Below are 21,793 nucleotides of genomic sequence, written 5' to 3'. Positions count from 1 at the left end.
GCCAACATATGGCTTGAGGCGTCGAAAACGAAGGCCTCGCAGGACCGTTGACAGGCCGGTCGCCTTCGCCCATGACGGCGAAGCTTTCATCACGCGGGAATATGGCGGCTCATGCGCGTCTTCGTGACCGGCACGGCAGGCTTCATCGGCTTCCACTTGGCGAAGCGCCTGTTAGAGGCCGGGCATCTGGTGGACGGCTACGACGGCATGACGCCTTATTACGATCCTCGGCTCAAGGAGGCGCGCCGCGCCATTCTGCTGCGCAGCAACGGCTATCGCGACACGATCGCGATGCTGGAGGACATGGAGGCGCTGACCCGCGCCGCTGAGCAGGCCGCGCCGGACGTCATCATCCATCTCGCGGCGCAGGCGGGCGTGCGCTACTCGCTGGAAAATCCGCGCGCCTATGTCGACGCCAATCTCGTCGGCGCCTTCAACGTCATGGAGATCGCGCGACTGCTGAAGCCGCGCCATTTTCTCTGGGCCTCGACGAGTTCGGTCTATGGCGCGAGCCCCACGGTGCCATTCCACGAGAACGACCGGACCGATTTCCCTTTGACCCTTTACGCCGCGACGAAGAAAGCCGGCGAAGCGATGGCGCATTCCTATGCGCATCTGTGGTCGATCCCGACGACGATGTTTCGCTTCTTCACCGTCTACGGTCCGTGGGGCCGACCGGACATGGCGCCGTTGAAGTTCGTCGACGCCATCGAGAACGACCGCGTCATCGACATCTATAATCATGGCGACATGTCGCGCGACTTCACCTATGTCGCAGACCTCGTCGAAGGCGTCGTGCGGTTGATCGACTGCGTTCCCCAGCGCGATTCAGGCGATGATAGCGTGTCGCCTGTGGCGCCGTATCGCGTCGTGAACATTGGGCGCGGCGCGCCGGTGCAGCTTCTCGATTTTATCGAGACGATCGAACGGGCGCTCGGCAAAAAGGCCAAGCGCAACTATCTCGAGATGCAGCCCGGAGACGTGCCGCGCACCTTCGCCAGCGCCGATCTCTTAGAGCGGTTGACCGGCTATCGTCCGCATACGTCGCTTGAGGAAGGCGTCGCGGCGCTCGTCGAATGGTATCGCGACTATCGCCGCGTTCACGGAGAACTGGCGTTCTGAACGGCGGCCGCGACGCTCGGCGTGGCGGCCTTCCAGTCGCCGCAGCGCGTCTGTTACTTCTTGTTGGCTGAGAGAAATCTGTGCGCGGAGTCTTCGTCGAAGACCGGCGTGATGTGATTGACGTTGAGGTCCGTCCAGGATTGGAAGAGCTTGCCGAGATCGGCGATGTCGTTGGCTTCGACGATGCTCCAGCCCTCGAGCAGCGTGACGGAAAGCCAGTTTCCGACGACTTTCATACCCTTTGGGGCGGCGTCGCCGAATTTCTGAAAGCGCTTGAGAACCTCGTCGCGACGTTCGGGCGTCATCTCATAATAGATCGCAAACAACATCGGCGTTTCTCCCTGCGGCTTGGAAAGCGAAGATGATTCAGTGCGTTTTTCAAGATTTGCGGCTGGCCGCGCTCGAGGCTGCCTCAATTCGAAATTCCATACAAGGGCTCGGTCATTGCCGCGAGTCATTGCCTGAGCGGACGCTTTCGCGCCCCGCCGCAATGTCCTGGGGATGACATCAGGAAAATTGCCCAAGTCCCTTTAGGCCACCGTCCTTCTCCGGCCGTGCGACGCCTGTCATATTGGCGCGTCTTCACCGATGAGAGAGCGCGCATCATGTCGCAGTTTACCTTCAACGACGGCAATATTCCATGGAAGCGGCTTGAGGGAATCGATCATCTGCTTTTTTCGGTCCTCGATATCGACGATCGAAACGTCCTCCATGTGCTGTTCAAGTTTTCGGCCAGTCAGCGGATCGTGCTTCACCGACACTGCGCGCTCAACAAGACCTTCGTCATTCAGGGAGAACATCGGCTCTATCACGCGAACGGCGAACTCAAAGACGTCCGGCCGACAGGCAGTTACACCGTGAGCCCTCCCTCGGACGACCCTCATCGGGAAGGCGGCGGCGATCAGGACGTCGTCGTGTTGTTCATCATCTATGATCGCGAAGGCCCGCTCTATGAGATTCTCGACGATGATTCAAATATCGTCGCGACGCTCTCGACGGATGATTTCGTAAATTTCTACGATCGCAAACAATAGAGCGCTTCCCGATCACATGGATCATGTGATCGATAAGGAATCGCTCAAAATCGAAATGTTGAAGCAGGTTCTCATCGAAAAAGTCTGTCAACTTTTTCGGAACCTGCTCCAGGCGCTACGAGAGCCACGCCGGCACATGATCCTGCGCAATGAGCGCGGCGACGCTCGGGCGCGGACGGATCACCGCGAAGCGGTCGCCGTCAACCAGGACTTCCGGGACGAGAGGCCTCGTGTTGTACGTGCCCGACTGCACGGCGCCATAGGCGCCGGCGGTCAGCACGCAGAGCAATTCGCCGGCGCGCGGCTCCACGATCTCGCGTCCATGCGCAAGATAGTCGCCCGTCTCGCAGACAGGTCCGACGACGTCGGCGACGATCTTTTGCCGATCCACGCTCTGGCGCACGGGGATGATGTCGTGCCACGCGTCGTAGAGCGTCGGACGGATGAGATCGTTCATGCCGGCGTCGACGATCACGAAGGTCTTGGCGTCGCCATGCTTCACATAGACGACGCGCGTGACGAGGATGCCGGCGTTGCCGACGATGAGCCGTCCCGGCTCCAGCGCCAGTCTGCAGCCGAGCCCGCCGAAATGCCGGCGCACGATCTCGGCGTATTTGTCGGGATGGTAGGACTGCGGATCGTCGCCGTCACGATAGGGAATCCCCAGCCCGCCGCCGAGATCGACATGCGAGATATCGTGCCCGTCGGCGCGCAGGTCGCGCACGAGCTCGGCGAGCAGCGAAAACGCCTCGTCGAAGGGCGCGAGGTCGGTGAGCTGGGAGCCGATATGCATGTCGGCGCCGGCGAGTTCAATTCCCTTGAGCTTGGCGGCGAAGGCGTAGACCTCCCGCGCCCGCGACAGCGGCACGCCGAATTTGTTTTCGGCGAGGCCGGTGGAAATCTTCTTATGTGTGCGGGCGTCGACGTCCGGGTTGACGCGGAGCGACACGCGCGCCGCACGCCCGAGAGCGACCGCCGCTTGCGACAGGGCTTCGAGTTCGGGCTCGGATTCGACGTTGAAACAGAAGATTCCGGCGCCCAGCGCCGCCTCGATCTCCTCACGCGTCTTGCCGACGCCGGAAAAGGTGATTTTTTCAGGCGCGACGCCGGCGGCAAGGGCCCGCGCCAGCTCTCCGCCGGAGACCACGTCCATCCCCGCGCCCTCGCGTGCGAGGAGACGCAGCACGGCCTGATTGGAGTTGGCCTTCACGGCGTAGCAGACCAGCGCGTCGAGACCGGCGAAGGCCTGCGAAAACACCCGGTAGTGGCGTCGGATCGTCGCCGCCGAATAGCAATAGAAGGGCGTGCCCACCTCATCGGCGAGCGTCGCCACGGCGACCTCCTCGGCGTGGAGCGCGCCGTTTCGATAGTCGAAAAGATGCATCGGCTTACAGCAGCGGGTCGAGCGGGAAGGGATATTGCGCCGGCGGGCGATTGCCGATGGTGCCCGGAATCGGCGGCGGCGGGAGAGAGGTTTCTGGATCCCCGGCCGCCGGCCGGGGCGCCGCGCGCGCCGCTCTCGCTTGCGCCTCCGCCCGCAGGATCGCCCCGCGCGCTTGAGTTTCGGGCGGTAGCTCCACAGGTCCGCGCCGGCCGCAAGCGCCGAGGCTCGCGGCGAGGAGCGCCAGCGCAAGAACCGCCAAGGGGCGGCGGGTGAGGAGCGGCAATGGAGGCGTCACGGCGATTCGTCCCAGGGGAGAGCCGGCGCACTATAGCGATGAAGCAAAAAAAGGCGAGGGCGCAGGCGTGACGAAGATCGGCTTCTTTGCGGGCGAGGGAAGAGTCCGGCAGCCGCCGCACTGCGCTTTGAAGCCGGTGAGCCGCGCTGCTAGAGCCCGAGCTTTGCTGTTTTAAAAAATGAAACGGCGCGAATGATTGCGATCGACGTGACTACAACTCGGCGGCGCTGGACGCGGCGCTCCAGAGAGCCAAATTAACCGAAAAGCGCCAAAAGCCGGGCCTTCCCTTGGCGCGCCTTTACGATTTGGCGTCTGCGTGTTTAGGTCGAGCATGGTCAGCGTTCAGCGTTTATTCGCGGCTCTCGCCGCGGCTTTTTTCTTAACGGCGGCCCCTGCAGGCGCCGCGGTGCGCGTCCGCATCGACCTCGCGGCGCAAAGGCTCGAGGCGGTCACGCCGGAGGGGGAGACGGTCCGGTGGAGCATCTCCAGCGGCCGCCGAGGGTATGAGACGCCAGCCGGGACATACAGCGTCATGCGCATGGAGGCCGATCATCATTCCGACGAATATGATCAGGCCCCGATGCCCTACGCGATCTTCTTTTCGCCGCGCGGCCTCGCCATTCACGGGAGCTATGAGCGCGGTTTGGGCCGTCCGCTCTCGCACGGCTGCGTGCGGCTCGCGGTTCCCAACGCGCGGCAGCTCTTCGATTGGGTCGAAAAGCACGGCGCGACGATCGAAATCACCGGCGGCGCCCGCCGCGCGGCCGGCCGCCAGGAGGCGGAGCGCCAAGCGGCCGAGCGCCCACGCATCACGCGGCGACCACGCCCGACTTACGAAGAGCCCTCATTCGGCTTCGGCATGGAGAGCTACTCCCCTTATTAGGTCTGCCGGAGCTGCAGCGCCCGGCGTTGCATCTGGGCAACACTCTCGGACTGAATCGACATGGAGGGTGTGGCGCGTTTGCGGGGCTGCTTATTAACGGGTAATGCTCGGATTTCTGGCGCTTGTTGTTGACGAGCAGAGTAGAGACATTGACGACATCCAAAACCCCCCTTCTCGATCGCATCGCCTCCCCCGAAGATCTGCGCAAGCTCCGCCCCAACGAGCTCAAGCAGGTCGCGGAGGATTTGCGGCGCGAGACGATCGACGCCGTGTCCGTGACCGGCGGCCACCTTGGCGCGGGTCTAGGCGTCGTCGAGCTGACGGTCGCCCTGCACTATGTTTTCGACACGCCGCGGGACAAGGTGATCTGGGACGTCGGCCACCAGACCTATCCCCACAAGATCCTCACCGGCAGGCGCGACCGCATCCGCACGCTGCGCATGGGCGGCGGGCTCTCGGGCTTCACCAAGCGCGCCGAAAGCGAATATGACGCCTTCGGGGCCGGCCATTCCTCGACGTCGATCTCAGCGGGACTCGGCATGGCCGTGGCGCGCGATCTCGCCGACGGCGACAATCACGTCGTCGCGGTGATCGGCGACAGCTCGATGTCGGCCGGCATGGCCTATGAGGCGTTGAACAACGCCGGAGCGCTGCACTCTCGCCTGATCGTCATTCTGAACGACAACGACATGTCGATCGCCCCGCCCACGGGCGCGATGTCCGCCTATCTCGCCCGCCTGGTTTCGGGCGGCGCCTACCGCTCGATTCGCGAGGCCGCCAAACAGCTTGCCAGCCATTTGCCGCGCTTCATCTACGACAAGGCGCGCAAGGCCGAGGAGTTCTCGCGCAGCTTCATCACCGGCGGCACGATGTTCGAGGAGCTTGGCTTCTATTACGTCGGGCCGATCGACGGCCACAACCTCGACCACCTCCTGCCCGTGCTCAAGAACGTCCGGGACAAGGATGACGGCCCTGTCCTCGTTCACGTCGTCACGCAGAAGGGCAAAGGGTTTGGGCCGGCCGAGGAATCGGCCGACAAATGCCACGCCGTCAATAAATTCGACGTCTCGACCGGCATCCAGATCAAGCCCAAGGCCAATGCGCCGACCTATACGAATATTTTCGCCAAGGCGCTGATCGCCGAAGCCGAACATGACGACAAGATCGTCGCCATCACGGCGGCGATGCCATCGGGCACCGGCCTCGACATTTTCGGCAAGGCCTTCCCGCATCGCACCTTCGACGTGGCCATCGCCGAGCAGCACGCCGTCACTTTCGCGGCCGGCCTCGCCTGCGAGGGCTATAAGCCTTTCTGCGCGCTGTATTCGACCTTCCTGCAGCGCGGCTACGATCAGGTCGTCCATGATGTGGCGATCCAGAACCTGCCGGTGCGCTTCGCCATCGACCGCGCCGGCCTTGTCGGCGCCGACGGTCCGACCCACGCCGGCGCCTTCGATCTCGCCTATCTCGGCTGCCTGCCCGGCTTCGTCATCATGGCCCCTTCCGACGAGGGCGAGTTGATGCATATGGTGGCGACGGCGGCCGCCTATGACGACGGCCCGAGCGCCTTCCGCTATCCGCGCGGCGAGGGGCTCGGCGTCGACCTGCCGGAACGCGGCGAGATTCTCGAGCTCGGCAAGGGCCGTATCCTGCGCGAAGGCTCGAAGGTTGCGATCCTCTCGCTCGGCACGCGGCTCGCGGACTCCCTGAAGGCGGCGGCGGAGCTGGAAAATTATGGCGTCTCGACCACCGTCGCGGACGCCCGCTTCGCCAAGCCCATCGACCGTGACCTGCTGCGCCGGCTCGCCGCCAACCACGAGGCGCTGATCGTCGTCGAGGAAGGGTCCGTCGGCGGTTTTGGCTCCCAGGTCTTTCAGGCGCTCTCCGAAGATGGGATGCTGGACGGCGTGCGCGGCGCGTTCAAATTCCGCAGCATGACTCTGCCGGACGCCTATATCGACCATGACAAGCATGAGTTGATGATCGCCAAGGCGATGCTCGACAGCACGGCGATCGTCGGCAAGGCGCTGGAGCTGTTGGGCGATGAAAAGGCCGCGGCGCGAGTGATGATCGCCTGAGGCGCGCGCCAACCCTCTCCCTGCGGGAGAGGGTGGTCGCCGGGGTTTTTCATCGAGTGCGCCGATGATTTTTGTCGCCTCCGCCGTCTTCGCCCCAGCGACTTCCGGCGCCTATGCGCTGGCGCTGCGTCTGGGCGCGCCGCTCGAGGTTCGTATTGGGAAAAACTCGGCGACCCTTGCCGCCGGCGATTATCTCTATTGCGGCTCGGCGCACGGCTCCGGCGGATTGCGGGCGCGATTGGCGCGACACATGCGCCCGCACAAGCGGGCCCACTGGCATATTGATCAGCTCGCGGCCGTCGCGAACATGCTCGGCGCCTTTGTCGAGGAGCAGGGCGACGAATGCGCGCTCAACGCCGCGCTCGGCGCTCTATCGATCCCCCTGCCGATCCCGGTCGCCGGCTTCGGCAGTTCGGATTGCCGCCGCTGCGCCGCGCATTTGCGATTCTGGCCGGAAGGCGCGGCGCTTCCTTCCGACTGGGAAAATGCTAGGAAGGCGGCCCACCTCTCCCTCGAGGGGGGAGGTCGCGCGGCGTAGCCGCGCGGGAGGGGGTGGATTCCCCGATCGCGGGCGGCTCACCGCACCCGCACTTCGGCGCGACCCTGGCCCTAAAGGGGAGGGCGGCGCGCGCATCGGAACAGGTCTGGGATGTCAAAAGAAGAAATCAAAACCAAAGTTGAGGCGCGCACGCCGCGCGGGCTTGCCGACCGCGAGGCGGGCGAACTCGCCGCCACCGCCCGGATGCTCGACGTCATCCGCGAGGTCTATGAGCTCTACGGCTTCGAGGCGCTCGAGACGCCGGCGATCGAATACACCGACGCGCTCGGCAAGTTCCTGCCGGATCAGGATCGCCCCAATGAGGGCGTCTTCTCCTTTCAGGACGACGACGAGCAATGGCTGTCGCTGCGCTACGACCTGACCGCGCCGCTGGCGCGTTTCGTCGCGCAGAATTTCGACCGTCTGCCAAAGCCGTATCGCTCCTACCGTGTTGGCCACGTCTACCGGAACGAGAAGCCGGGACCGGGGCGGTTTCGGCAGTTCATGCAGTTCGACGCCGATACGGTCGGCTCCGCCTCCCCCGCGGCCGACGCCGAGATCTGCATGATGGCGGCGGACGCCATGGAACGGCTGGGGATCGCGCGCGGCGACTACGTCATCAAGATCAACAGCCGCAAAGTGCTCGACGGCGTGATGCAGTCGATCGGCCTTGCCGGCGAGGAGAACGCGGGGCGCCGCCTCGTCGTGCTGCGCGCCATCGACAAGCTCGATCGGCTGGGCCCCGACGGCGTCCGGCAGTTGCTGGGCGAGGGCCGCAAGGACGACAGCGGGGATTTCACCAAGGGCGCGGGGCTCCCTCTGCCGGCGATCGACACGATCCTGTCCTTCAGTCTTGGGGGACAATATCAGGACGGCGCGCCGGCTTTCGATCTCTTCGGCCTGCTCGGCAAGAGCGAGGCCGGCGCCCAGGGCGCGGAGGAGCTTCTGGAAATCGAGGATCTCGCGCGCGACGCGGGCTTTGGGCCGGATCGCATCCGCATCGACCCCTCCGTGGTGCGCGGCCTCGAATATTACACCGGCCCCGTTTTCGAGGCCGACCTCACCTTCGAAACCAAAGACGAGAAGGGAAATCCCGTGCGCTTCGGCTCCGTGGGGGGCGGGGGACGCTACGACGGACTCGTCGGGCGTTTCAGATCGGAAAATGCGCCGGCGACCGGCTTCTCGATCGGGGTCTCGAGGCTCTTCGCGGCCTTGAAGCTGATCGGCAGCCCCATCGTCTCGGCGCGTCCGCATGTCGGGCCGGTGGTCGTGCTGGTGCTCGATCGCGACAGGCTCGCCGACTATCAGCGGATGGCGGCGCAGCTCCGGGGCGCCGGGATCGCCGCCGAAATCTATCTCGGCGCTTCGGGCATGAAGGCGCAGATGAAATACGCCGACCGGCGCAACAGCCCGCTCGCGATCATCCAGGGCTCCGACGAAAAAGCGCGCGGCGAGGTCACCATCAAGGATCTCGTCGCTGGCGCGAAGGCCGCCGCCAATATCGCCACCAACGAGCAATGGAAGGCGCTCCGCCCCGCCCAATACGCCGTTTCGGAAGCCGAACTGGTCGAAGAGGTCCAAAAGGCGCTCAAGGAACAAATTTAACCTGCGGCGAAGCTGATCATTGCCAGGCGCGCAGCCGCGTATAGTTTTGCGAAGGGATAGAGGAGCAAACGCAGATGAATGGCGACACGCCCAAATCAATCGTGCATCCCACCGATCTCTCCTTCGCAAGCCAGGAAGCCTTCGCACATGCGCTGCGCATCGCCGTGGCCTGCAAGAGCATGTTGCATATTCTGCACATCGAAGCGCCCGAGACCGAAGAGGACGATTGGAGCCGCTTTCCGCAGGTGCGCGAGATGCTGGCGCGCTGGAAGATGATCTCGCCCACCGCCACGCGCGAGGACGTCGCCGAGCAGCTCGGCGTTAAATTCGTCAAAGCGTCGGTCGAATCGGAATCGCCCGTCGTCGGCGTCGCCGCCTACGTCGAGCGGCACCTGTGCGATCTTCTGGTGATGATGACCCGGCCGCGCAGCGCTCTCGAGCGGCTGCTCGCCAGCTCGGTCGCCGAAGAAACGGCGCGCGAGACGCATGTGCCGGCGCTGTTCCTGCGCGAGGACCAAAAGGGCTTCGTCGACCGGGAGACGGGCGCCGTCTCGCTCAATACGGTGCTGATGCCGGTCGAGGCGACGGTCTCGCCGCTCGACGCCTTCCGCCACGTCGCCGCGCTCGCGCATTGTCTCAACCCGGCCGCCGACGTCATGCTGCTGCATGTCGGCGACGAGCTGCCGCTTTTTGAAGGGCTGCTGCCGCACATAGAGTTGCGCCGCGGGCCGGTCGTCGAAACCATTCTCGCCTATGCGCAGGAGATCAAGGCCGACATGATCGCCATGCCGACACGTGGCCGAAAGGGTCTGCTGGAGGCGCTGCGCGGCTCGACGACGCAGCGTGTGCTGCACGAGGCGCCCTGTCCGCTGCTCGCGTCGCCGGTAAAATAATCGCCGGCGCATCGCCGTTCACTCCCGAGAGGCCGAAGGCCTGATCGGGACGCCAGAATCGCGGTCCGAATTTTGGGAGCCTATTCGGAAATCTCGCTCAACGCGCGAGCGTCGGGCCGGCGTCGCGCCAGTTACAGCGAGCGCTGGAAATGCAGCACGCCGCCCTGCGCGCCCTTCAAGATGAGGTCGTCGCCCTTGGTGTCCCAATAGGGGCCCGAGAGCAGCACCGCCCAATAGTCGCGCTCGAAGGCGGCGAGCGGGCCTTCACATTTGCGTTCGTTGACCGCCGGCATGGTGCGCGGTCCGAGCCGGTTGGGGCCGATGATGAAGATGCCCGACCAGTTCTTGCAGCCCGAAAAACCGTTGGCGCGGCCTGTTGAGTCGATCGAGATCCACATCTCCACCGGCGGCGCTTTGCCGTTGATCTCCTTGAGCACGAAATTCTGATTGTGCGGGAACGGCTGATAGCGCGGAAGGCCGCCCGTCTCTTTGTTTTCTTCTTCCGGCTGCTTCTGCTCCGCGCCCTGAGGCGGCTTGGCGCTCTTCGCGCTCTTGGCGTCGGTTGGCCCGGAGGCGAGCGCGACGGCGCAGAGCGAGGCGGCTAAGGCGAGCAAAATTCTGTTCATCGCGTCAATTATCCTCCCCATAAAGCGACCTGCGCCAGGCTGCCGAGGCCGCAGCGCAGCGCCTTATAGCATGCTCGGCAGGACGCGGTCAGGCGGGCGGTGGCCGTCCATGAAGGTTTTGATGTTGATGATCACTTTCTCGCCCATATCGATGCGGCCTTCGATCGTCGCCGAGCCCATATGCGGGAGCAGCGTGACTTTCCCGGCCTTGGCGAGCTTCAATAATTTAGGAGAGACGGCGGGTTCATGCTCGAAGACGTCGAGCCCGGCGCCGGCCATCTCATCTGCGTCAAGCATGCGCACGAGCGCGTTCTCGTCGACGATCTCGCCGCGCGCGGTGTTGATCAGAATGGCGTGCGGACGCAGATGCGCCAGTCTGCGGGCGGAGAGAAGGTGATAGGTGGCCGGCGTATGCGGACAGTGGATCGACACGACGTCGACCCGCGCCAGCATCTGATCGAGCGACTCCCAATAGGTCGCCTCCAATTGCTCTTCGAGATCGGCCGAGACTCGCCGACGATTATGGTAGTGGATTGAAAGCCCGAAGCTTTTCGCCCGCCGCGCCAAGGCTTGGCCGATCCGGCCCATGCCGACGATGCCGAGCCTCTTGCCGGTGATCCGGTGGCCGAGCATCCAGGTCGGCGACCAGCCCGCCCAAGCGCCGTCGGGAATGGCGCTCGCGCCTTCGACGAGACGACGCGCCACCGAAAGGATCAGCGCCATCGTCATGTCGGCCGTGTCTTCGGTTAGAACGCCGGGCGTGTTGGTGACGGTGATGGAGCGATCGAGCGCCGAGGCGACGTCGATATTGTCGACGCCATTGCCGAAATTGGCGATCAGCTTCATTTGCTCGCCGGCCTGGGCGATCAGATGGGAATCGATACGGTCGGTGATGGTCGGCACCAGCACGTCGGCCGTGCGCATCGCCTCGACGAGTTCGTCATGGGTGAGCGGCTTGTCGCTTTCGTTGAGGCGCGTGTCGAATAACTCGCACATGCGGGTTTCGATGACCTCGGGCAGCCGGCGCGACACGACAACGAGCGGCTTCTTTTTCGGCATATCCCTGGTCGTGCCTCCGCGTTTATGTTGTGTTGCAGCAGCGTTTCTGCGATTGCGCTATGATCTTCGCCGCGTCGCCGCGGCGGATGAAAAGACGCCGACGAGTTTCGCCGGCTTCAACCGGGTCTTAACGACGGTCAGCGACAAAACCAATACGCCTCCTCGGCGGACGCATTCGACTTCCTAGCAGATGACGGGCCAAAGACAAGCGAGCGATCAGTCCATCATGTCGCGAATAAATACAGAATCTGCGCCAATTTCGGCAGCTTTCTCAAACGCTCAGGAATTTTTCCAAAAGCGTCGCCGCGGGCTTTTCGCCGCGCTCGTCTGCGCGTTTTTTTGCGCAGCGCACGCTGGCGCTCAGGAGCCGCAGAAGGGCCCGGTGAGCGGCCTGCCCTTGCCCCGCTACGTCAGCCTCAAATCGGATCGGGTCAATGTTCGCGAGGGGCCCAGCAAGGAACATCCGACCCTCTGGATCTACGAACGCGCGGCGCTCCCCGTCGAGATCACCGCCGAATTCGAAACCTGGCGCAAGATCCGCGATTCCGAAGGCGCCGAAGGCTGGGTGTTGCATTCGCTGCTCTCTGGACGGCGCACCGCTTTGGTCGCGCCGTGGAAAAAGGAGCCGCAACTCCTCGTCGCCGCCGATCATTCGACGCCCGCGGCCAAGCTCGGCCCCGGCGTCATCGGCAATTTGCGCAGTTGCGACGGCAAATGGTGCCGTATCGCGGGCAAGGGCTTCGACGGCTATATGGCGCAAGAAAATCTCTGGGGCGTCTATCCGGGCGAGACATTCGAATAGTCAGCCGGCTGGACCGCCCGGCATGCGGCTCTTGAGTTTTTCCAGCGCCGTCGAAATGGCGTCCCGACTGAAGGGCTTGGTGACGACCGGCGCATCGGCATGCGCCTCAAGCACGCCCTGTTCGCCGTAGCCCGTCACGAAGGCGAAAGGCTTATGCCGGCGCTCCAGGACGCCGGGGAGAACATGAGCCTTCTGTCCGTTGAGGTTGATGTCGAGAAAGGCGAGATCGAAATCTTCGCTCGTCGCCTTTTGCAGCGCGTCCTGCACATTGCCCGCAGTGGCGACGACGCAGGCGCCGAGCTCCTCGAGAAACATCTCGAGGGCCATGGCGATGACGGCTTCGTCTTCGACGATCAGAACGCGGGGCGTGCTCATTTGAGCACGTCCACGCCGAGAGGAATGTCCATCTCGCAGCGAAATCCTTCCGAGGGGTATTCGACCGCGACCCGAGCGCCCGCTTCGGACGCAAGCGTTTTCTCAATCAGGCGCATGCCAAATCCTTTAACCGATGGGGACGAGATCGACGGTCCGCCGTATTCGCGCCAGACGAGATGGAGCTTAGGCGTGCGTCCCTCGGCGTCAATGCTCCACTCGACGGCGACTCGTCCGCTCGGCGCCGAGAGCGATCCGTGTCTGACGGCGTTCGTGCATAATTCATGCAACGTCATCGCCAGCGCCGCCGCGACGCGCGGGCAGACGTCGACAGGCGGTCCTGAAACATCGAAATTGTCCTGGCCCGCGGGGGCGATGGCGGTAAGCACGAGTTCGTCGACCTGCGCCTTCGTCCAGTTCTCTCGAGTCAGCACGTCATGCACGGCGGCGAGCGCCAGCAGACGGTTCTCGAACAGTTTCGCCGAATTCGGCTTCAGGTCGCGCAGGGAATGCAAAGCGATCGAGTGAACCGTCGCAAGCGTATTTTTGACGCGATGGTTGAGCTCGTGGATCATAAGCTGCAGGCGTTCGCGGTCGCGTTCCTGTTCGGTGACGTCGGTGTTCGTGCCGAACCAGCCGACCACGGCGCCGTTCTCGCGCAGCGGCTCGATGCGCGTCAGGAATGGTCGATAGAGTCCGTCGGCGCCCTTGAGCGGAAAGATCATCTGGAAGAATTCGCCGTGCTGGATCGCATGCGTCCAGCGCTCCAGCATCTTGGGCAGCACGTCCGGATGATGCACGGATTGCCAACCCCATCCCGCCATCTCTTCCGGCGTCGTGCCGGTATATTCGTACCACCGGTCATTGTACCAAAACACCCAGCCATCCGGTCGCGCCATCCAGGCAAGATTCGGCATGGAGTTCGCGAGCGCCTTGAACTGCGCATAGGTGATCTCGGATTCCTGTTCGGTCGCCCGCTGCGACATTGCTCCTCGCCCCACCCTGTTTTCGAAGAGGCCTCGACGGTCCCGCAGCGGCGTCGAACTGCTTCGAAATTGGTCGTCTCCAGAATATAGGGCAGGCTTAGGCGCGGCGAAGACGCACCACGACATCTACGCGTGCGACGCGCAAACCGTCGGGCGGCTGGGGAAGATGGGAGACCGAGACGTTCGCGCCGGCGATGTCGTACAGCTCTCCGTCGTCTTCGAGAAGGAAATGATGGTGGTCGGCGGTGTTGGTGTCGAAATACACCCGGGCGCCGTCGACGGCGATCTCCCGCAGCAAGCCCGCCTGGGTGAACTGGTGAAGCGCATTGTATACGGTCGCGAGCGACACGGAGAGATTGGCGGCGAGCGCCTCCTCATAGAGCCGCTCCGCCGTCACATGACGATCGCCGCTCTGTCCAAACAGCAACTCGCCGAGCGCCAGCCGCTGGCGGGTCGGCCGCAGGCCAGCGTCGGCCAGCAACTCCGCGACCGGCTTGCGCGGTGCAGAGTCTGGCGGAACAGTCGAATTCGGCTCGGCGTCCATTACAGCGGCTCGCGGTTTTCTGCTCTCGCGGTTTTCTCTTTGGCATCATAGGGGGAATGGCGGGAAATTCAACGCCGCTCGGCTGTTGTGAACCCGCTCGCGACGGCGCTTCCGGCCCGGGCGAGGCTATGTTACGGATCGCTTCGCCCAAAGCGGCTAAGAGCGGCGCCGCTGCCGGCGCTAGAAAGATAAGGGCGCGCCTTTTGAGCGCGCTTGGGGAGAATGGGCCTTCAAAGGCTCCAACGCGAGGAACACAGGACGATGGGCGAAAGGCGCTCCTCATTCGGCTACGAGGATTTACTGGCGTGCGGCGAGGAGAAGCTGTTCGGCCCGGGAAATGCGCAGCTGCCGCTGCCGCCAATGCTGATGTTCGACCGGATCACCGAGATCTTCGAAGACGGCGGCGAGCACGGCAAAGGCTACATGCGCGCCGAACTCGACATTAAGCCGAGCCTCTGGTTTTTCGACTGCCATTTCAAGGGCAATCCGGTGATGCCGGGCTGCCTTGGCCTCGACGCGCTGTGGCAATTGGTCGGCTTCTATCTCGCCTGGCTCGACAATCCGGGACGCGGCATGGCGCTGGGAGTCGGCGAGGTGAAATTCAGCGGGCAAGTTCGCCCCACCGTCAAAAAGGTGACCTACGGCATCGACTTTAAGCGCGTCTTCAAGGGCAAGCTTGTGCTCGGCATCGCCGACGGCTGGGTCGCGGCGGACGGCGAACGCATCTATGAGGCGAAGGATTTGAAGGTCGGGCTCGCCAAGGCCGAGGCGCCGGCAGCCGCCTGAATGCTAACAAGGCGACCGAGAGCCTAGGCGCGGCGCCAGGGGAGTTGGAGCAATGAGACGAGTCGTCGTCACCGGCATGGGCATCGTGTCGTCGATCGGCAACACCACCCAGGAAGTGATCGCTTCGCTGCGCGAGGCGAAGTCTGGCATCGCACGCGCGGAGAAATACGCCGAACTCGGCTTCCGCTCGCAGGTCTACGGAATGCCGACGCTCGACCCCTCGACGCTCGTCGACCGCCGCGCCATGCGCTTCCATGCGACAGGCACGGCGTGGAACCACGTCGCCATGGATCAGGCGATCGCCGACGCCGGCCTGACCGAAGCGGAAATCTCCAACGCGCGCACCGGAATCATCATGGGGTCCGGCGGCCCCTCGACCCACACGCTTGTCGAATCCGCCGACATCACCCGCACCAAGGGACCCAAGCGCGTCGGTCCCTTCGCCGTGCCGAAAAGCATGTCTTCGACAGCTTCGGCGACGCTTGCGGTCTGGTTCAAGATCAAGGGCGTCAACTATTCGATCTCGTCAGCCTGCGCTACGTCCAATCACTGCATCGGCAACGCCTACGAACTGATTCAATACGGCAAGCAGGACATGATCTTCGCGGGCGGCTGCGAGGAGTTGGAGTGGGAGCTGTCGGTCCTCTTCGACGCGATGGGCGCCATGTCCTCCTCCTACAATGATCGTCCGGCGACGGCCTCGCGCGCCTATGACAAGAATCGCGACGGATTCGTCATCGCCGGCGGCGCCGGCGTGCTGGTGCTCGAAGAATTCGAACACGCCAAGGCGCGCGGCGCGAAGATCTACGCCGAAGTCGCCGGCTACGGCGCGACCTCCGACGGCCATGACATGGTGGCGCCCTCGGGCGAAGGCGCGGTGCGCTGCATGCAGCAGGCGCTCGCGACGGTGAAATGCCCGATCGACTACATCAACCCCCACGCCACGGCGACCCCCGTCGGCGACGCCAAGGAAATCGAGGCGCTGCGCGAAGTGTTCGGCGTCGGCGACAAATGCCCGCCGATCGCCGCGACCAAATCTTTGACCGGCCATTCGCTCGGCGCGACGGGCGTGCAGGAGGCGATCTATTCCTTGTTGATGATGCAGAACGGCTTCATCTGCGAGAGCGCTAATATCGAAGAGCTCGACCCGGATTTCGCCGACATGCCCATCATGCGGGCGCGCCGCGACAATGTGAAGCTCGGCGCGGTTCTGTCGAACTCATTCGGCTTCGGCGGCACCAATGCGACATTGGTGTTTAAGCATCCAGACGCGTAAGTACGCAACGGCGAGCGTCATGGCCGGGCTTGTCCCGGCCATCGACGTCGAGACAATCCAGCCGGCGTTTAGGAGAAGGCGATTCTTCCAGTGGATGGATGCGAACGAGCGGCGCCCGTGGATAGAGTATCGCCGATGCGGCCCATAGCGTCCGTTCTTCTTCGCTTGTCTGCTATCTCTCATAGGGCTTAGGCCCAAACTTTCCATCTCTCCTACGATGACAATCGCCATATGACAGTTTCAACCGGTTTCATGCAGGGTAAGCGCGGCCTCATTATGGGCGTCGCCAATGATCATTCGATCGCCTATGGCATCGCGCGCGTTCTTGCGCGCCACGGCGCGACGCTCGCATTCACCTATCAGGGCGAGGCGCTCGGCAAGCGCGTCAAGCCGCTCGCGCAGGCGCTCGGGTCGAACCTTGTGCTGCCGTGCGACGCCGAGGATATTTCAACGGTGGATCAGGCGTTCGCCCGTCTCGAACATGAGTGGGGCGATATGGATTTTCTCGTCCACTCGATCGCCTATTCCGACAAAAGCGAGTTGAAGGGACTCTACGCCGACACTTCGCGCGAGAATTTCATTCGCACGCTTGTCATTTCCTGTTTTTCCTTCACCGAAGCCGCCCGCCGCGCCGCCACGCTGATGAAGAACGGCGGATCGCTGCTGACGGTGAGCTTCGGCGGCGGCACGCATGTCATGCCGAATTACAACGTCATGGGCGTGGCGAAGGCGGCGCTCGATTCATCGGTGCGCTATCTTGCCGCCGACTTCGGCGATCGCGGCATTCGCGTCAATGCGCTGTCGCCCGGCCCGGTGCGCACCATGGCGGGCGCCGGCATCACGGGCGCGAGGGCGATGGGCGCGTTTCAAAAAAAGCATTGTCCATTGCGCCGGATGATCACGCTTGATGAAATCGGCGGCTCGGCGCTTTATTTGCTGTCGGAGCTGTCGGGCGGCGTGACGGGCGAAGTGCATCTTGTCGACGCCGGCTATAATATCATGTTGCAGCCGCGTCCCGAGGATCTCAACGGCGAGGAGTAAGGCGATGAGGATAGCGCTGTCTTTGGGCTTGGTCTTCATTGCGGCGCCGGCGATGGCCGCGAGCGCGGATCCGACGACCGGCGCGCAAATCGCCAAAGCCGAATGCGCCTCATGCCATGCGGTTGGCGCCGACGCAGACGCCAAGAGCCCGGATCCCAAGGCCCCGCGCTTTATCGATGTCGCCAACATGCCTTCGACGACGGAACTGTCGCTCAAGGTTTTCCTGCGCTCTTCGCACAAGAACATGCCCAACATCATTCTCGCCCGCGAAGAGATCGACTCGCTGGCAAGCTATATTTTGGGGCTTGGCGGCAAATAGCCGCCTAGCCGGTCGCAAGCTATTCGCAGTAAATTATGCGGCCATTTTCCGTCCGGACATTCTGCGGCATTCCTCGGCGCAGCGACGACACTCGTCGGCGCATTCCTTCATGTCCGGAATCGGATCGCACTCCTTGGCGCAGGTTTCGCAAGCCTCGGCGCAAAGCGCGCACATCTGTTTGGCCAGCGGCGAATTCATCAGCATCATTTGCGTGCTGTTGCGGCACATATCGGCGCAGGCGATCATCGCCCGGAAATGTTTGGGCTTCACATGCTCGCCGCCTTCCTCCAGGCAATGGGTCATCGCCATGCCGAAGCACATCTGATAACAGTTCAGGCAGGCGTCGATGCAGGCCTGCATTTCCTTCGGGATCATGTGCATGATGGATCGTTCCTCGTTCAGGCTTTCCGCCTCCCGCCGCCCCGCAGGCAGCTAGTTCACCGGCCTCGCAGGTCAAGATTTGCGTCTAAGGCGTAGGACGATCGGTCACGCTTCAGCCTATGAGCAGCAGGCGCAGACTTGACGTCCGATCGCCGAGCGCCAACCTTTTTGAGAGGCGCGCGCGACGGAGATCGTGCTAGTCATCGCTATGCCAGTCATCGCCATGACATGATCGAGGGATTGAACCGGATGACGCTTGCAAGTCGACAAAGGCAAGCTTCAGGCGAGATGATGAGGGTTGTGCATTGAGGGCTCCGAGATCCGAGCGTTGGACGCGAGGGCGGCGTGACCTCGCGCGATAACGACGTGTTCGAAGCCACGACGCCGGGGTTGCCCGTCGTGAGGCCACAAGCAAGCGGCGGATTTTTTGAGTCGCTGCGTGAGCGGCTGCCGCGAGGCGCGCTCAGTGCGCTGGGCGTGGCGGCCAGTCTCGCCGTCTTTGCGCTGGCCGCTTATATTCTGGGCCGAACGCTCTCAAGCCTCAGCTACGCCGATCTGCTGAACGCTTTTCGCGCGACGAGCGGCGCGCAAATTTTGGCGTCCCTGGCCCTATCTGCGCTCTCCTATCTTTTTCTGACCGGTTACGACGTCGTCGCGCTCTATCATATGAGAACGCGCGCGCCCTACAGGGTCGCTGCGCTCGCGTCCTTCGCAAGCTACGCCATTTCCTTCAACTTGGGATTTCCCATCATCACCAGCGCGGCCGTGCGCTACTGGATCTACTCGCGCGTCGCCTTGAACGCACTGCAAGTCGCCAACATCACCGTCTTCGCCGGCGTCACGTTCTGGCTTGGGATGACGCTGGTGATGGGCATAGGCTTCATCTATGGCGCGGACGCGCTAGAGGCGCTGGATGGCTTGCCGGCCTTCCTTCACATCATTCCGGGCGTGCTCATACTTGCCGGCGTGCTCTTCTATTTCGCCTGGGTGACGGTTGATCGCCGCATCATTCGGCTTCGCGGCCACGCTCTCGAGCTGCCAGGTTTCGTCCCGACATTGGCGCAGTTCGCGCTTGGGGTCGCGGACCTGTGCTGCGCCGCAGGCGCGCTCTATGTGCTGCTTCCCGAGGGCGTCCCGCTGGATTTTGTGCCCTTCGTCGCGGTCTATGTCGTCGCCTGCATCCTGGGCGTGATCAGCCATGCGCCCGGCGGCATCGGCGTGTTCGAGGCGACGATGCTGCACGCTATTCCGGCGGCGTCGCATGAAAGCGTTCTGGCGTCGCTGCTTCTGTTTCGCATGATCTATTACTTTATTCCATTCATCGTCGCGCTTGCGCTTCTGGGCGCTGACGAGGGCGCGCGCCGCTGGGGGACGCTGCGCGATGCAATCGCGCGCATCCTGGAAGAGCGTTCGAATTGAGCGGCGCCGGACCCGTCGCGGTGACGCTGTCAACCCAGCGGCTCAAATGGCGCGATCAGGCGATCGATCTCCTCGCGCCGATCATCAACGCGCTCCCGGAGCCGATCTTCGTGATCGACTCCGAAACTCATGTCATCGCCGTCAACGCCGCGGCGCAGGCGCTCTCGCCGGCCATCCGGCAGGGCGAACCGCTCTCCCGCAGCCTTCGCTCGCCGGACATGCTCGACGCTGTGGCGCGCGTGCTCGCCGGCGGCGAGACGGAGAAGACCGTCTGGGTCGAACGTCTGCCGGTGGAATGCTGGTTTGAAGCGCATGTCGCGCCAATGCAAATCGAAGGGTTCGAGCCGGCCGCCGTCGTGAGCCTGCGCGATCTGACTGAATCCCGGCGCGTCGAGCGCATGCGCGTCGACTTTGTCGCCAACGCCAGCCACGAGCTGCGCACGCCGCTCGCTTCGCTGTTGGGTTTTGTCGAAACCTTGCAAGGTCCCGCGCGCGAGGACGCCGTCACCCGCAACAAATTCCTCGGCATCATGCGCGAGCAGGCGCAGCGGATGGCGCGCCTCGTCGACGATCTGCTGTCGCTCTCGCGCATCGAGCAGCACATGCATCTGCGGCCCGCCACGCCCGTCGATCTCACGCTGCTCGTCGCGCATATCGTCGACACGCTGTCACAGATGGCCGAAGACAGGGGCGTCGCCATCAATCTCGATCTGCAACCGAACGTCGTCGCGCCTGGAGATCGGGACGAGCTTGCCCGAGTGATCGAGAATCTCGTCGAGAACGCCCTGAAATACGGGTGCGGCGACGATGGCGGCTGCAAGCCCATCGACATTTCGCTGGCCCGCAAGGGGACGCTCGTCGTTCTCTCGGTGCGCGACTATGGTCCGGGCGTCGCGCCGGAGCATATTCCGCGCCTGACCGAGCGTTTCTACCGGGTCGACGCGGGCAAGAGCCGCGCGAAAGGCGGCACGGGACTGGGCCTCGCCATCGTCAAACACATCGTGCTGCGCCACCGCGGCCGGCTTGGGATCGAGTCCGCGCTTGGCGAGGGAACGCTGTTTCGCGTCATTCTGCCGGCGAGCGATTCAGCCTAAAATATGTAAGTCTCTAAAAAACAACGATATTCACTGTCATCATACTGTAATCTTTTCGTCACAAAAAGCTGTTGTCGGACCGGTAGTTTCTGCCGCGCGATGACGCGGGGCGCATCGCAAGTCCGTTCTCGAGCAAAAGAGACCTTCAAATGATCTCGACGATTTTCAGGCGCGGCGCTGGCGCGGCGCTGGCGCTCGCCGTCATGTGCGGCGCCGCCGCAGCCATCGACATTTCCGGCGCCGGCGCGACCTTCCCCTATCCGATCTACGCCAAATGGGCTGAGGCGTATCGGAAGGATACCGGCAATGGCCTTAACTATCAGTCCATCGGGTCGGGCGGCGGCATCAAGCAGGTTAAGGCGCGCACCGTCACGTTTGGCGCTTCGGACCAGCCGCTCAAGGCCGAGGAGCTTCAGGCCGCGGGTCTCGTTCAGTGGCCGCAAGTGATTGGCGGCATCGTGCCGGTGATCAATCTCGAAGGCGTCGCCGGCGGCGACCTCACGCTCGATGGCGCGACCGTCGCGAAAATATTCCTGGGCGAAATCGCCAAATGGGACGATGCGGCGATCAAGAAGCTCAATCCGAAGGCGAAGCTGCCGTCGCAGCCGATCGTCGTCGTGCATCGCTCGGACGGTTCGGGAACGACTTTCAATTTCACGAACTATCTCTCGAAAGTTTCGCCCGACTGGAAGTCGAAGGTCGGCGAGAACACGTCCGTCGAATGGCCGGTCGGCATCGGCGCCAAGGGCAATGAAGGCGTCGCCAACAACGTCGCCAACACCAAAGGCGCGATCGGCTATGTCGAATATGCCTACGCCAAGCAGAACAAGCTGACCTATACCAAGATGGTCAATAAGGACGGCAAGGTCGTCCCGCCCAGCATGGACACGTTCCAGGCGGCGGCGGCTGGCGCCGACTGGTCGCATGCCGAGGGTTTCTACGAAATTCTGACGAATGAGCCGGGCGCCAAGGCGTGGCCGATAACGGCGGCGACCTTCATCTTGCTGCCCAAGGAGCCTAAGTCCGAAGCCGATGCGGCCGAGGCGCTCAAATTCTTCTCCTGGGCTTTCGCCAATGGCGGCAAGATGGCGGAGGAGCTCGACTATATTCCCATGCCGAAGCCGGTGGTCGAGCTCATCAAGAAGAGCTGGGCGAATGTAAAGAGCGCGGACGGCAAACCTCTGTCGCATTAGCCGGACGGCGCTGATCGCGAATAGATCCCGACGGCCGTTTCATGCTGTCGTCGGGAAGGTCAT

General features: G+C 63.4%; 24 protein-coding genes. 15 read left to right on the top strand and 9 right to left on the bottom strand.

From position 1 onward, the window contains the following. The first annotated feature begins 111 nt into the window (after nt 1–111). The gene (locus IYY11_RS15775) at nt 112–1,122 is read left to right on the top strand and encodes an NAD-dependent epimerase/dehydratase family protein (protein WP_196404725.1); all 1,011 of its coding nucleotides are present in this window, start codon (nt 112–114) and stop codon (nt 1,120–1,122) included. 53 nt (nt 1,123–1,175) lie between these two features. Here IYY11_RS15775 and IYY11_RS15770 read toward each other — a convergent pair whose 3' ends face one another. Beyond that, nucleotides 1,176–1,451: a DUF3303 domain-containing protein gene (locus IYY11_RS15770; protein ID WP_196404724.1), complete on the bottom strand. Its 276-nt coding sequence runs from the start codon at nt 1,449–1,451 to the stop codon at nt 1,176–1,178. A gap of 276 nt (nt 1,452–1,727) precedes the next feature. Here IYY11_RS15770 and IYY11_RS15765 point away from each other — a divergent pair, with 276 nt between their 5' ends. Next, a complete protein-coding gene (locus tag IYY11_RS15765; protein ID WP_196404723.1) occupies nt 1,728–2,156 on the top strand; it encodes a regulator in 429 nt (142 codons plus the stop codon). Between the two features lie 115 nt (nt 2,157–2,271). Here the strand turns inward: IYY11_RS15765 and lysA are convergent, their stop codons facing one another. Both lysA and lptM read right to left on the bottom strand, forming a co-directional pair. Continuing rightward, complete coding sequence (lysA, locus tag IYY11_RS15760) at nt 2,272–3,540, bottom strand: diaminopimelate decarboxylase (protein WP_196404722.1); 1,269 nt, start codon at nt 3,538–3,540, stop codon at nt 2,272–2,274. A gap of 4 nt (nt 3,541–3,544) precedes the next feature. Continuing rightward, a complete protein-coding gene (gene lptM / locus IYY11_RS15755; protein WP_196404721.1) occupies nt 3,545–3,835 on the bottom strand; it encodes an LPS translocon maturation chaperone LptM in 291 nt (96 codons plus the stop codon). Between the two features lie 316 nt (nt 3,836–4,151). On the opposite strand from lptM, the gene IYY11_RS15750 reads away from it, so the two are divergent. The 5 genes from IYY11_RS15750 to IYY11_RS15730 all read left to right on the top strand — a co-directional run bounded on the left by IYY11_RS15750 (nt 4,152) and on the right by IYY11_RS15730 (nt 9,832). Next, a complete protein-coding gene (locus IYY11_RS15750) occupies nt 4,152–4,718 on the top strand; it encodes a L,D-transpeptidase (RefSeq protein WP_312029739.1) in 567 nt (188 codons plus the stop codon). Nucleotides 4,719–4,867: 149 nt separating this feature from the next. Further along, nucleotides 4,868–6,796 carry a 1-deoxy-D-xylulose-5-phosphate synthase gene (dxs, locus tag IYY11_RS15745; protein WP_196404720.1) on the top strand — a complete coding sequence of 643 codons (1,929 nt, stop codon included), beginning with the start codon at nt 4,868–4,870 and terminating at the stop codon, nt 6,794–6,796. Nucleotides 6,797–6,860: 64 nt separating this feature from the next. Next, a complete protein-coding gene (locus IYY11_RS15740; protein WP_196404719.1) occupies nt 6,861–7,334 on the top strand; it encodes a GIY-YIG nuclease family protein in 474 nt (157 codons plus the stop codon). 111 nt (nt 7,335–7,445) lie between these two features. Continuing rightward, nucleotides 7,446–8,939: a histidine--tRNA ligase gene (gene hisS / locus IYY11_RS15735; RefSeq protein WP_196404718.1), complete on the top strand. Its 1,494-nt coding sequence runs from the start codon at nt 7,446–7,448 to the stop codon at nt 8,937–8,939. Between the two features lie 74 nt (nt 8,940–9,013). After that, nucleotides 9,014–9,832, top strand: a complete 819-nt coding sequence (locus IYY11_RS15730; RefSeq protein ID WP_196404717.1) for a universal stress protein — start codon at nt 9,014–9,016, stop codon at nt 9,830–9,832. A 131-nt stretch (nt 9,833–9,963) separates the two neighbouring features. On the opposite strand, the gene IYY11_RS15725 is transcribed toward IYY11_RS15730, so the two are convergent. Together IYY11_RS15725 and IYY11_RS15720 are read right to left on the bottom strand one after the other, a co-directional pair. Continuing rightward, complete coding sequence (locus IYY11_RS15725) at nt 9,964–10,458, bottom strand: META domain-containing protein (RefSeq protein ID WP_196404716.1); 495 nt, start codon at nt 10,456–10,458, stop codon at nt 9,964–9,966. 63 nt (nt 10,459–10,521) lie between these two features. Next, nucleotides 10,522–11,517 (bottom strand): D-glycerate dehydrogenase, encoded by a 996-nt coding sequence (locus IYY11_RS15720; protein ID WP_196404715.1) that lies wholly within the window; start codon nt 11,515–11,517, stop codon nt 10,522–10,524. A 226-nt stretch (nt 11,518–11,743) separates the two neighbouring features. On the opposite strand from IYY11_RS15720, the gene IYY11_RS15715 reads away from it, so the two are divergent. Continuing rightward, nucleotides 11,744–12,319 carry an SH3 domain-containing protein gene (locus IYY11_RS15715; protein WP_409455262.1) on the top strand — a complete coding sequence of 192 codons (576 nt, stop codon included), beginning with the start codon at nt 11,744–11,746 and terminating at the stop codon, nt 12,317–12,319. On the opposite strand, the gene IYY11_RS15710 is transcribed toward IYY11_RS15715, so the two are convergent. The 3 genes from IYY11_RS15710 to irrA all read right to left on the bottom strand — a co-directional run bounded on the left by IYY11_RS15710 (nt 12,320) and on the right by irrA (nt 14,221). Then, nucleotides 12,320–12,694 (bottom strand): response regulator, encoded by a 375-nt coding sequence (locus tag IYY11_RS15710; RefSeq protein ID WP_196404713.1) that lies wholly within the window; start codon nt 12,692–12,694, stop codon nt 12,320–12,322. Further along, nucleotides 12,691–13,677 (bottom strand): sensor histidine kinase, encoded by a 987-nt coding sequence (locus IYY11_RS15705; RefSeq protein ID WP_196404712.1) that lies wholly within the window; start codon nt 13,675–13,677, stop codon nt 12,691–12,693. Before IYY11_RS15705 ends, IYY11_RS15710 begins: the two co-directional genes overlap by 4 nt. Before the next feature lie 97 nt (nt 13,678–13,774). After that, nucleotides 13,775–14,221: an iron response transcriptional regulator IrrA gene (gene irrA / locus IYY11_RS15700; protein ID WP_246720024.1), complete on the bottom strand. Its 447-nt coding sequence runs from the start codon at nt 14,219–14,221 to the stop codon at nt 13,775–13,777. Nucleotides 14,222–14,482: 261 nt separating this feature from the next. Between irrA and fabA the strand changes: the two genes are divergently transcribed. From fabA to IYY11_RS15680, 4 genes are all read left to right on the top strand, one after another. After that, a complete protein-coding gene (fabA, locus tag IYY11_RS15695; protein ID WP_196404711.1) occupies nt 14,483–15,007 on the top strand; it encodes a 3-hydroxyacyl-[acyl-carrier-protein] dehydratase FabA in 525 nt (174 codons plus the stop codon). 52 nt (nt 15,008–15,059) lie between these two features. Then, on the top strand, nt 15,060–16,283 hold the full coding sequence (gene fabB / locus IYY11_RS15690; protein WP_196404710.1) for a beta-ketoacyl-ACP synthase I: 1,224 nt from the start codon (nt 15,060–15,062) through the stop codon (nt 16,281–16,283). Nucleotides 16,284–16,514: 231 nt separating this feature from the next. Continuing rightward, nucleotides 16,515–17,324 (top strand): enoyl-ACP reductase FabI, encoded by an 810-nt coding sequence (gene fabI / locus IYY11_RS15685; RefSeq protein WP_196404709.1) that lies wholly within the window; start codon nt 16,515–16,517, stop codon nt 17,322–17,324. Between the two features lie 4 nt (nt 17,325–17,328). Then, nucleotides 17,329–17,643 carry a c-type cytochrome gene (locus tag IYY11_RS15680; RefSeq protein ID WP_029651295.1) on the top strand — a complete coding sequence of 105 codons (315 nt, stop codon included), beginning with the start codon at nt 17,329–17,331 and terminating at the stop codon, nt 17,641–17,643. 33 nt (nt 17,644–17,676) lie between these two features. On the opposite strand, the gene IYY11_RS15675 is transcribed toward IYY11_RS15680, so the two are convergent. Next, nucleotides 17,677–18,024, bottom strand: coding sequence for a four-helix bundle copper-binding protein (locus tag IYY11_RS15675; RefSeq protein ID WP_124739374.1), 348 nt, complete (start codon nt 18,022–18,024; stop codon nt 17,677–17,679). A gap of 345 nt (nt 18,025–18,369) precedes the next feature. Here IYY11_RS15675 and IYY11_RS15670 point away from each other — a divergent pair, with 345 nt between their 5' ends. From IYY11_RS15670 to pstS, 3 genes are all read left to right on the top strand, one after another. Beyond that, nucleotides 18,370–19,443 carry a lysylphosphatidylglycerol synthase domain-containing protein gene (locus tag IYY11_RS15670; RefSeq protein WP_196404708.1) on the top strand — a complete coding sequence of 358 codons (1,074 nt, stop codon included), beginning with the start codon at nt 18,370–18,372 and terminating at the stop codon, nt 19,441–19,443. After that, complete coding sequence (locus IYY11_RS15665) at nt 19,440–20,537, top strand: ATP-binding protein (RefSeq protein WP_196404707.1); 1,098 nt, start codon at nt 19,440–19,442, stop codon at nt 20,535–20,537. Before IYY11_RS15670 ends, IYY11_RS15665 begins: the two co-directional genes overlap by 4 nt. Before the next feature lie 149 nt (nt 20,538–20,686). After that, nucleotides 20,687–21,730, top strand: a complete 1,044-nt coding sequence (gene pstS, locus IYY11_RS15660; RefSeq protein ID WP_196404706.1) for a phosphate ABC transporter substrate-binding protein PstS — start codon at nt 20,687–20,689, stop codon at nt 21,728–21,730. The last annotated feature ends 63 nt before the right edge of the window (nt 21,731–21,793 follow it).

The sequence above is a fragment of the Methylocystis sp. H62 genome, from assembly GCF_015709515.1.
Taxonomy (GTDB): domain Bacteria; phylum Pseudomonadota; class Alphaproteobacteria; order Rhizobiales; family Beijerinckiaceae; genus Methylocystis.
This window is presented reverse-complemented; position numbering and strand designations above follow the sequence as displayed.

Coding starts and splice junctions, on each gene's coding strand:
- IYY11_RS15725 (WP_196404716.1), bottom strand. CDS start 10,458: ATGAACAGAATTTTGCTCGCCTTAGCCGCCTCGCTCTGCGCCGTCGCG.
- IYY11_RS15775 (WP_196404725.1), top strand. CDS start 112: ATGCGCGTCTTCGTGACCGGCACGGCAGGCTTCATCGGCTTCCACTTG.
- pstS (WP_196404706.1), top strand. CDS start 20,687: ATGATCTCGACGATTTTCAGGCGCGGCGCTGGCGCGGCGCTGGCGCTC.
- IYY11_RS15680 (WP_029651295.1), top strand. CDS start 17,329: ATGAGGATAGCGCTGTCTTTGGGCTTGGTCTTCATTGCGGCGCCGGCG.
- IYY11_RS15675 (WP_124739374.1), bottom strand. CDS start 18,024: ATGCACATGATCCCGAAGGAAATGCAGGCCTGCATCGACGCCTGCCTG.
- IYY11_RS15705 (WP_196404712.1), bottom strand. CDS start 13,677: ATGTCGCAGCGGGCGACCGAACAGGAATCCGAGATCACCTATGCGCAG.
- fabB (WP_196404710.1), top strand. CDS start 15,060: ATGAGACGAGTCGTCGTCACCGGCATGGGCATCGTGTCGTCGATCGGC.
- IYY11_RS15710 (WP_196404713.1), bottom strand. CDS start 12,694: ATGAGCACGCCCCGCGTTCTGATCGTCGAAGACGAAGCCGTCATCGCC.
- IYY11_RS15765 (WP_196404723.1), top strand. CDS start 1,728: ATGTCGCAGTTTACCTTCAACGACGGCAATATTCCATGGAAGCGGCTT.
- fabI (WP_196404709.1), top strand. CDS start 16,515: ATGACAGTTTCAACCGGTTTCATGCAGGGTAAGCGCGGCCTCATTATG.
- irrA (WP_246720024.1), bottom strand. CDS start 14,221: ATGGACGCCGAGCCGAATTCGACTGTTCCGCCAGACTCTGCACCGCGC.
- IYY11_RS15740 (WP_196404719.1), top strand. CDS start 6,861: ATGATTTTTGTCGCCTCCGCCGTCTTCGCCCCAGCGACTTCCGGCGCC.
- hisS (WP_196404718.1), top strand. CDS start 7,446: ATGTCAAAAGAAGAAATCAAAACCAAAGTTGAGGCGCGCACGCCGCGC.
- IYY11_RS15715 (WP_409455262.1), top strand. CDS start 11,744: ATGTCGCGAATAAATACAGAATCTGCGCCAATTTCGGCAGCTTTCTCA.
- fabA (WP_196404711.1), top strand. CDS start 14,483: ATGGGCGAAAGGCGCTCCTCATTCGGCTACGAGGATTTACTGGCGTGC.
- IYY11_RS15730 (WP_196404717.1), top strand. CDS start 9,014: ATGAATGGCGACACGCCCAAATCAATCGTGCATCCCACCGATCTCTCC.
- lysA (WP_196404722.1), bottom strand. CDS start 3,540: ATGCATCTTTTCGACTATCGAAACGGCGCGCTCCACGCCGAGGAGGTC.
- IYY11_RS15720 (WP_196404715.1), bottom strand. CDS start 11,517: ATGCCGAAAAAGAAGCCGCTCGTTGTCGTGTCGCGCCGGCTGCCCGAG.
- IYY11_RS15770 (WP_196404724.1), bottom strand. CDS start 1,451: ATGTTGTTTGCGATCTATTATGAGATGACGCCCGAACGTCGCGACGAG.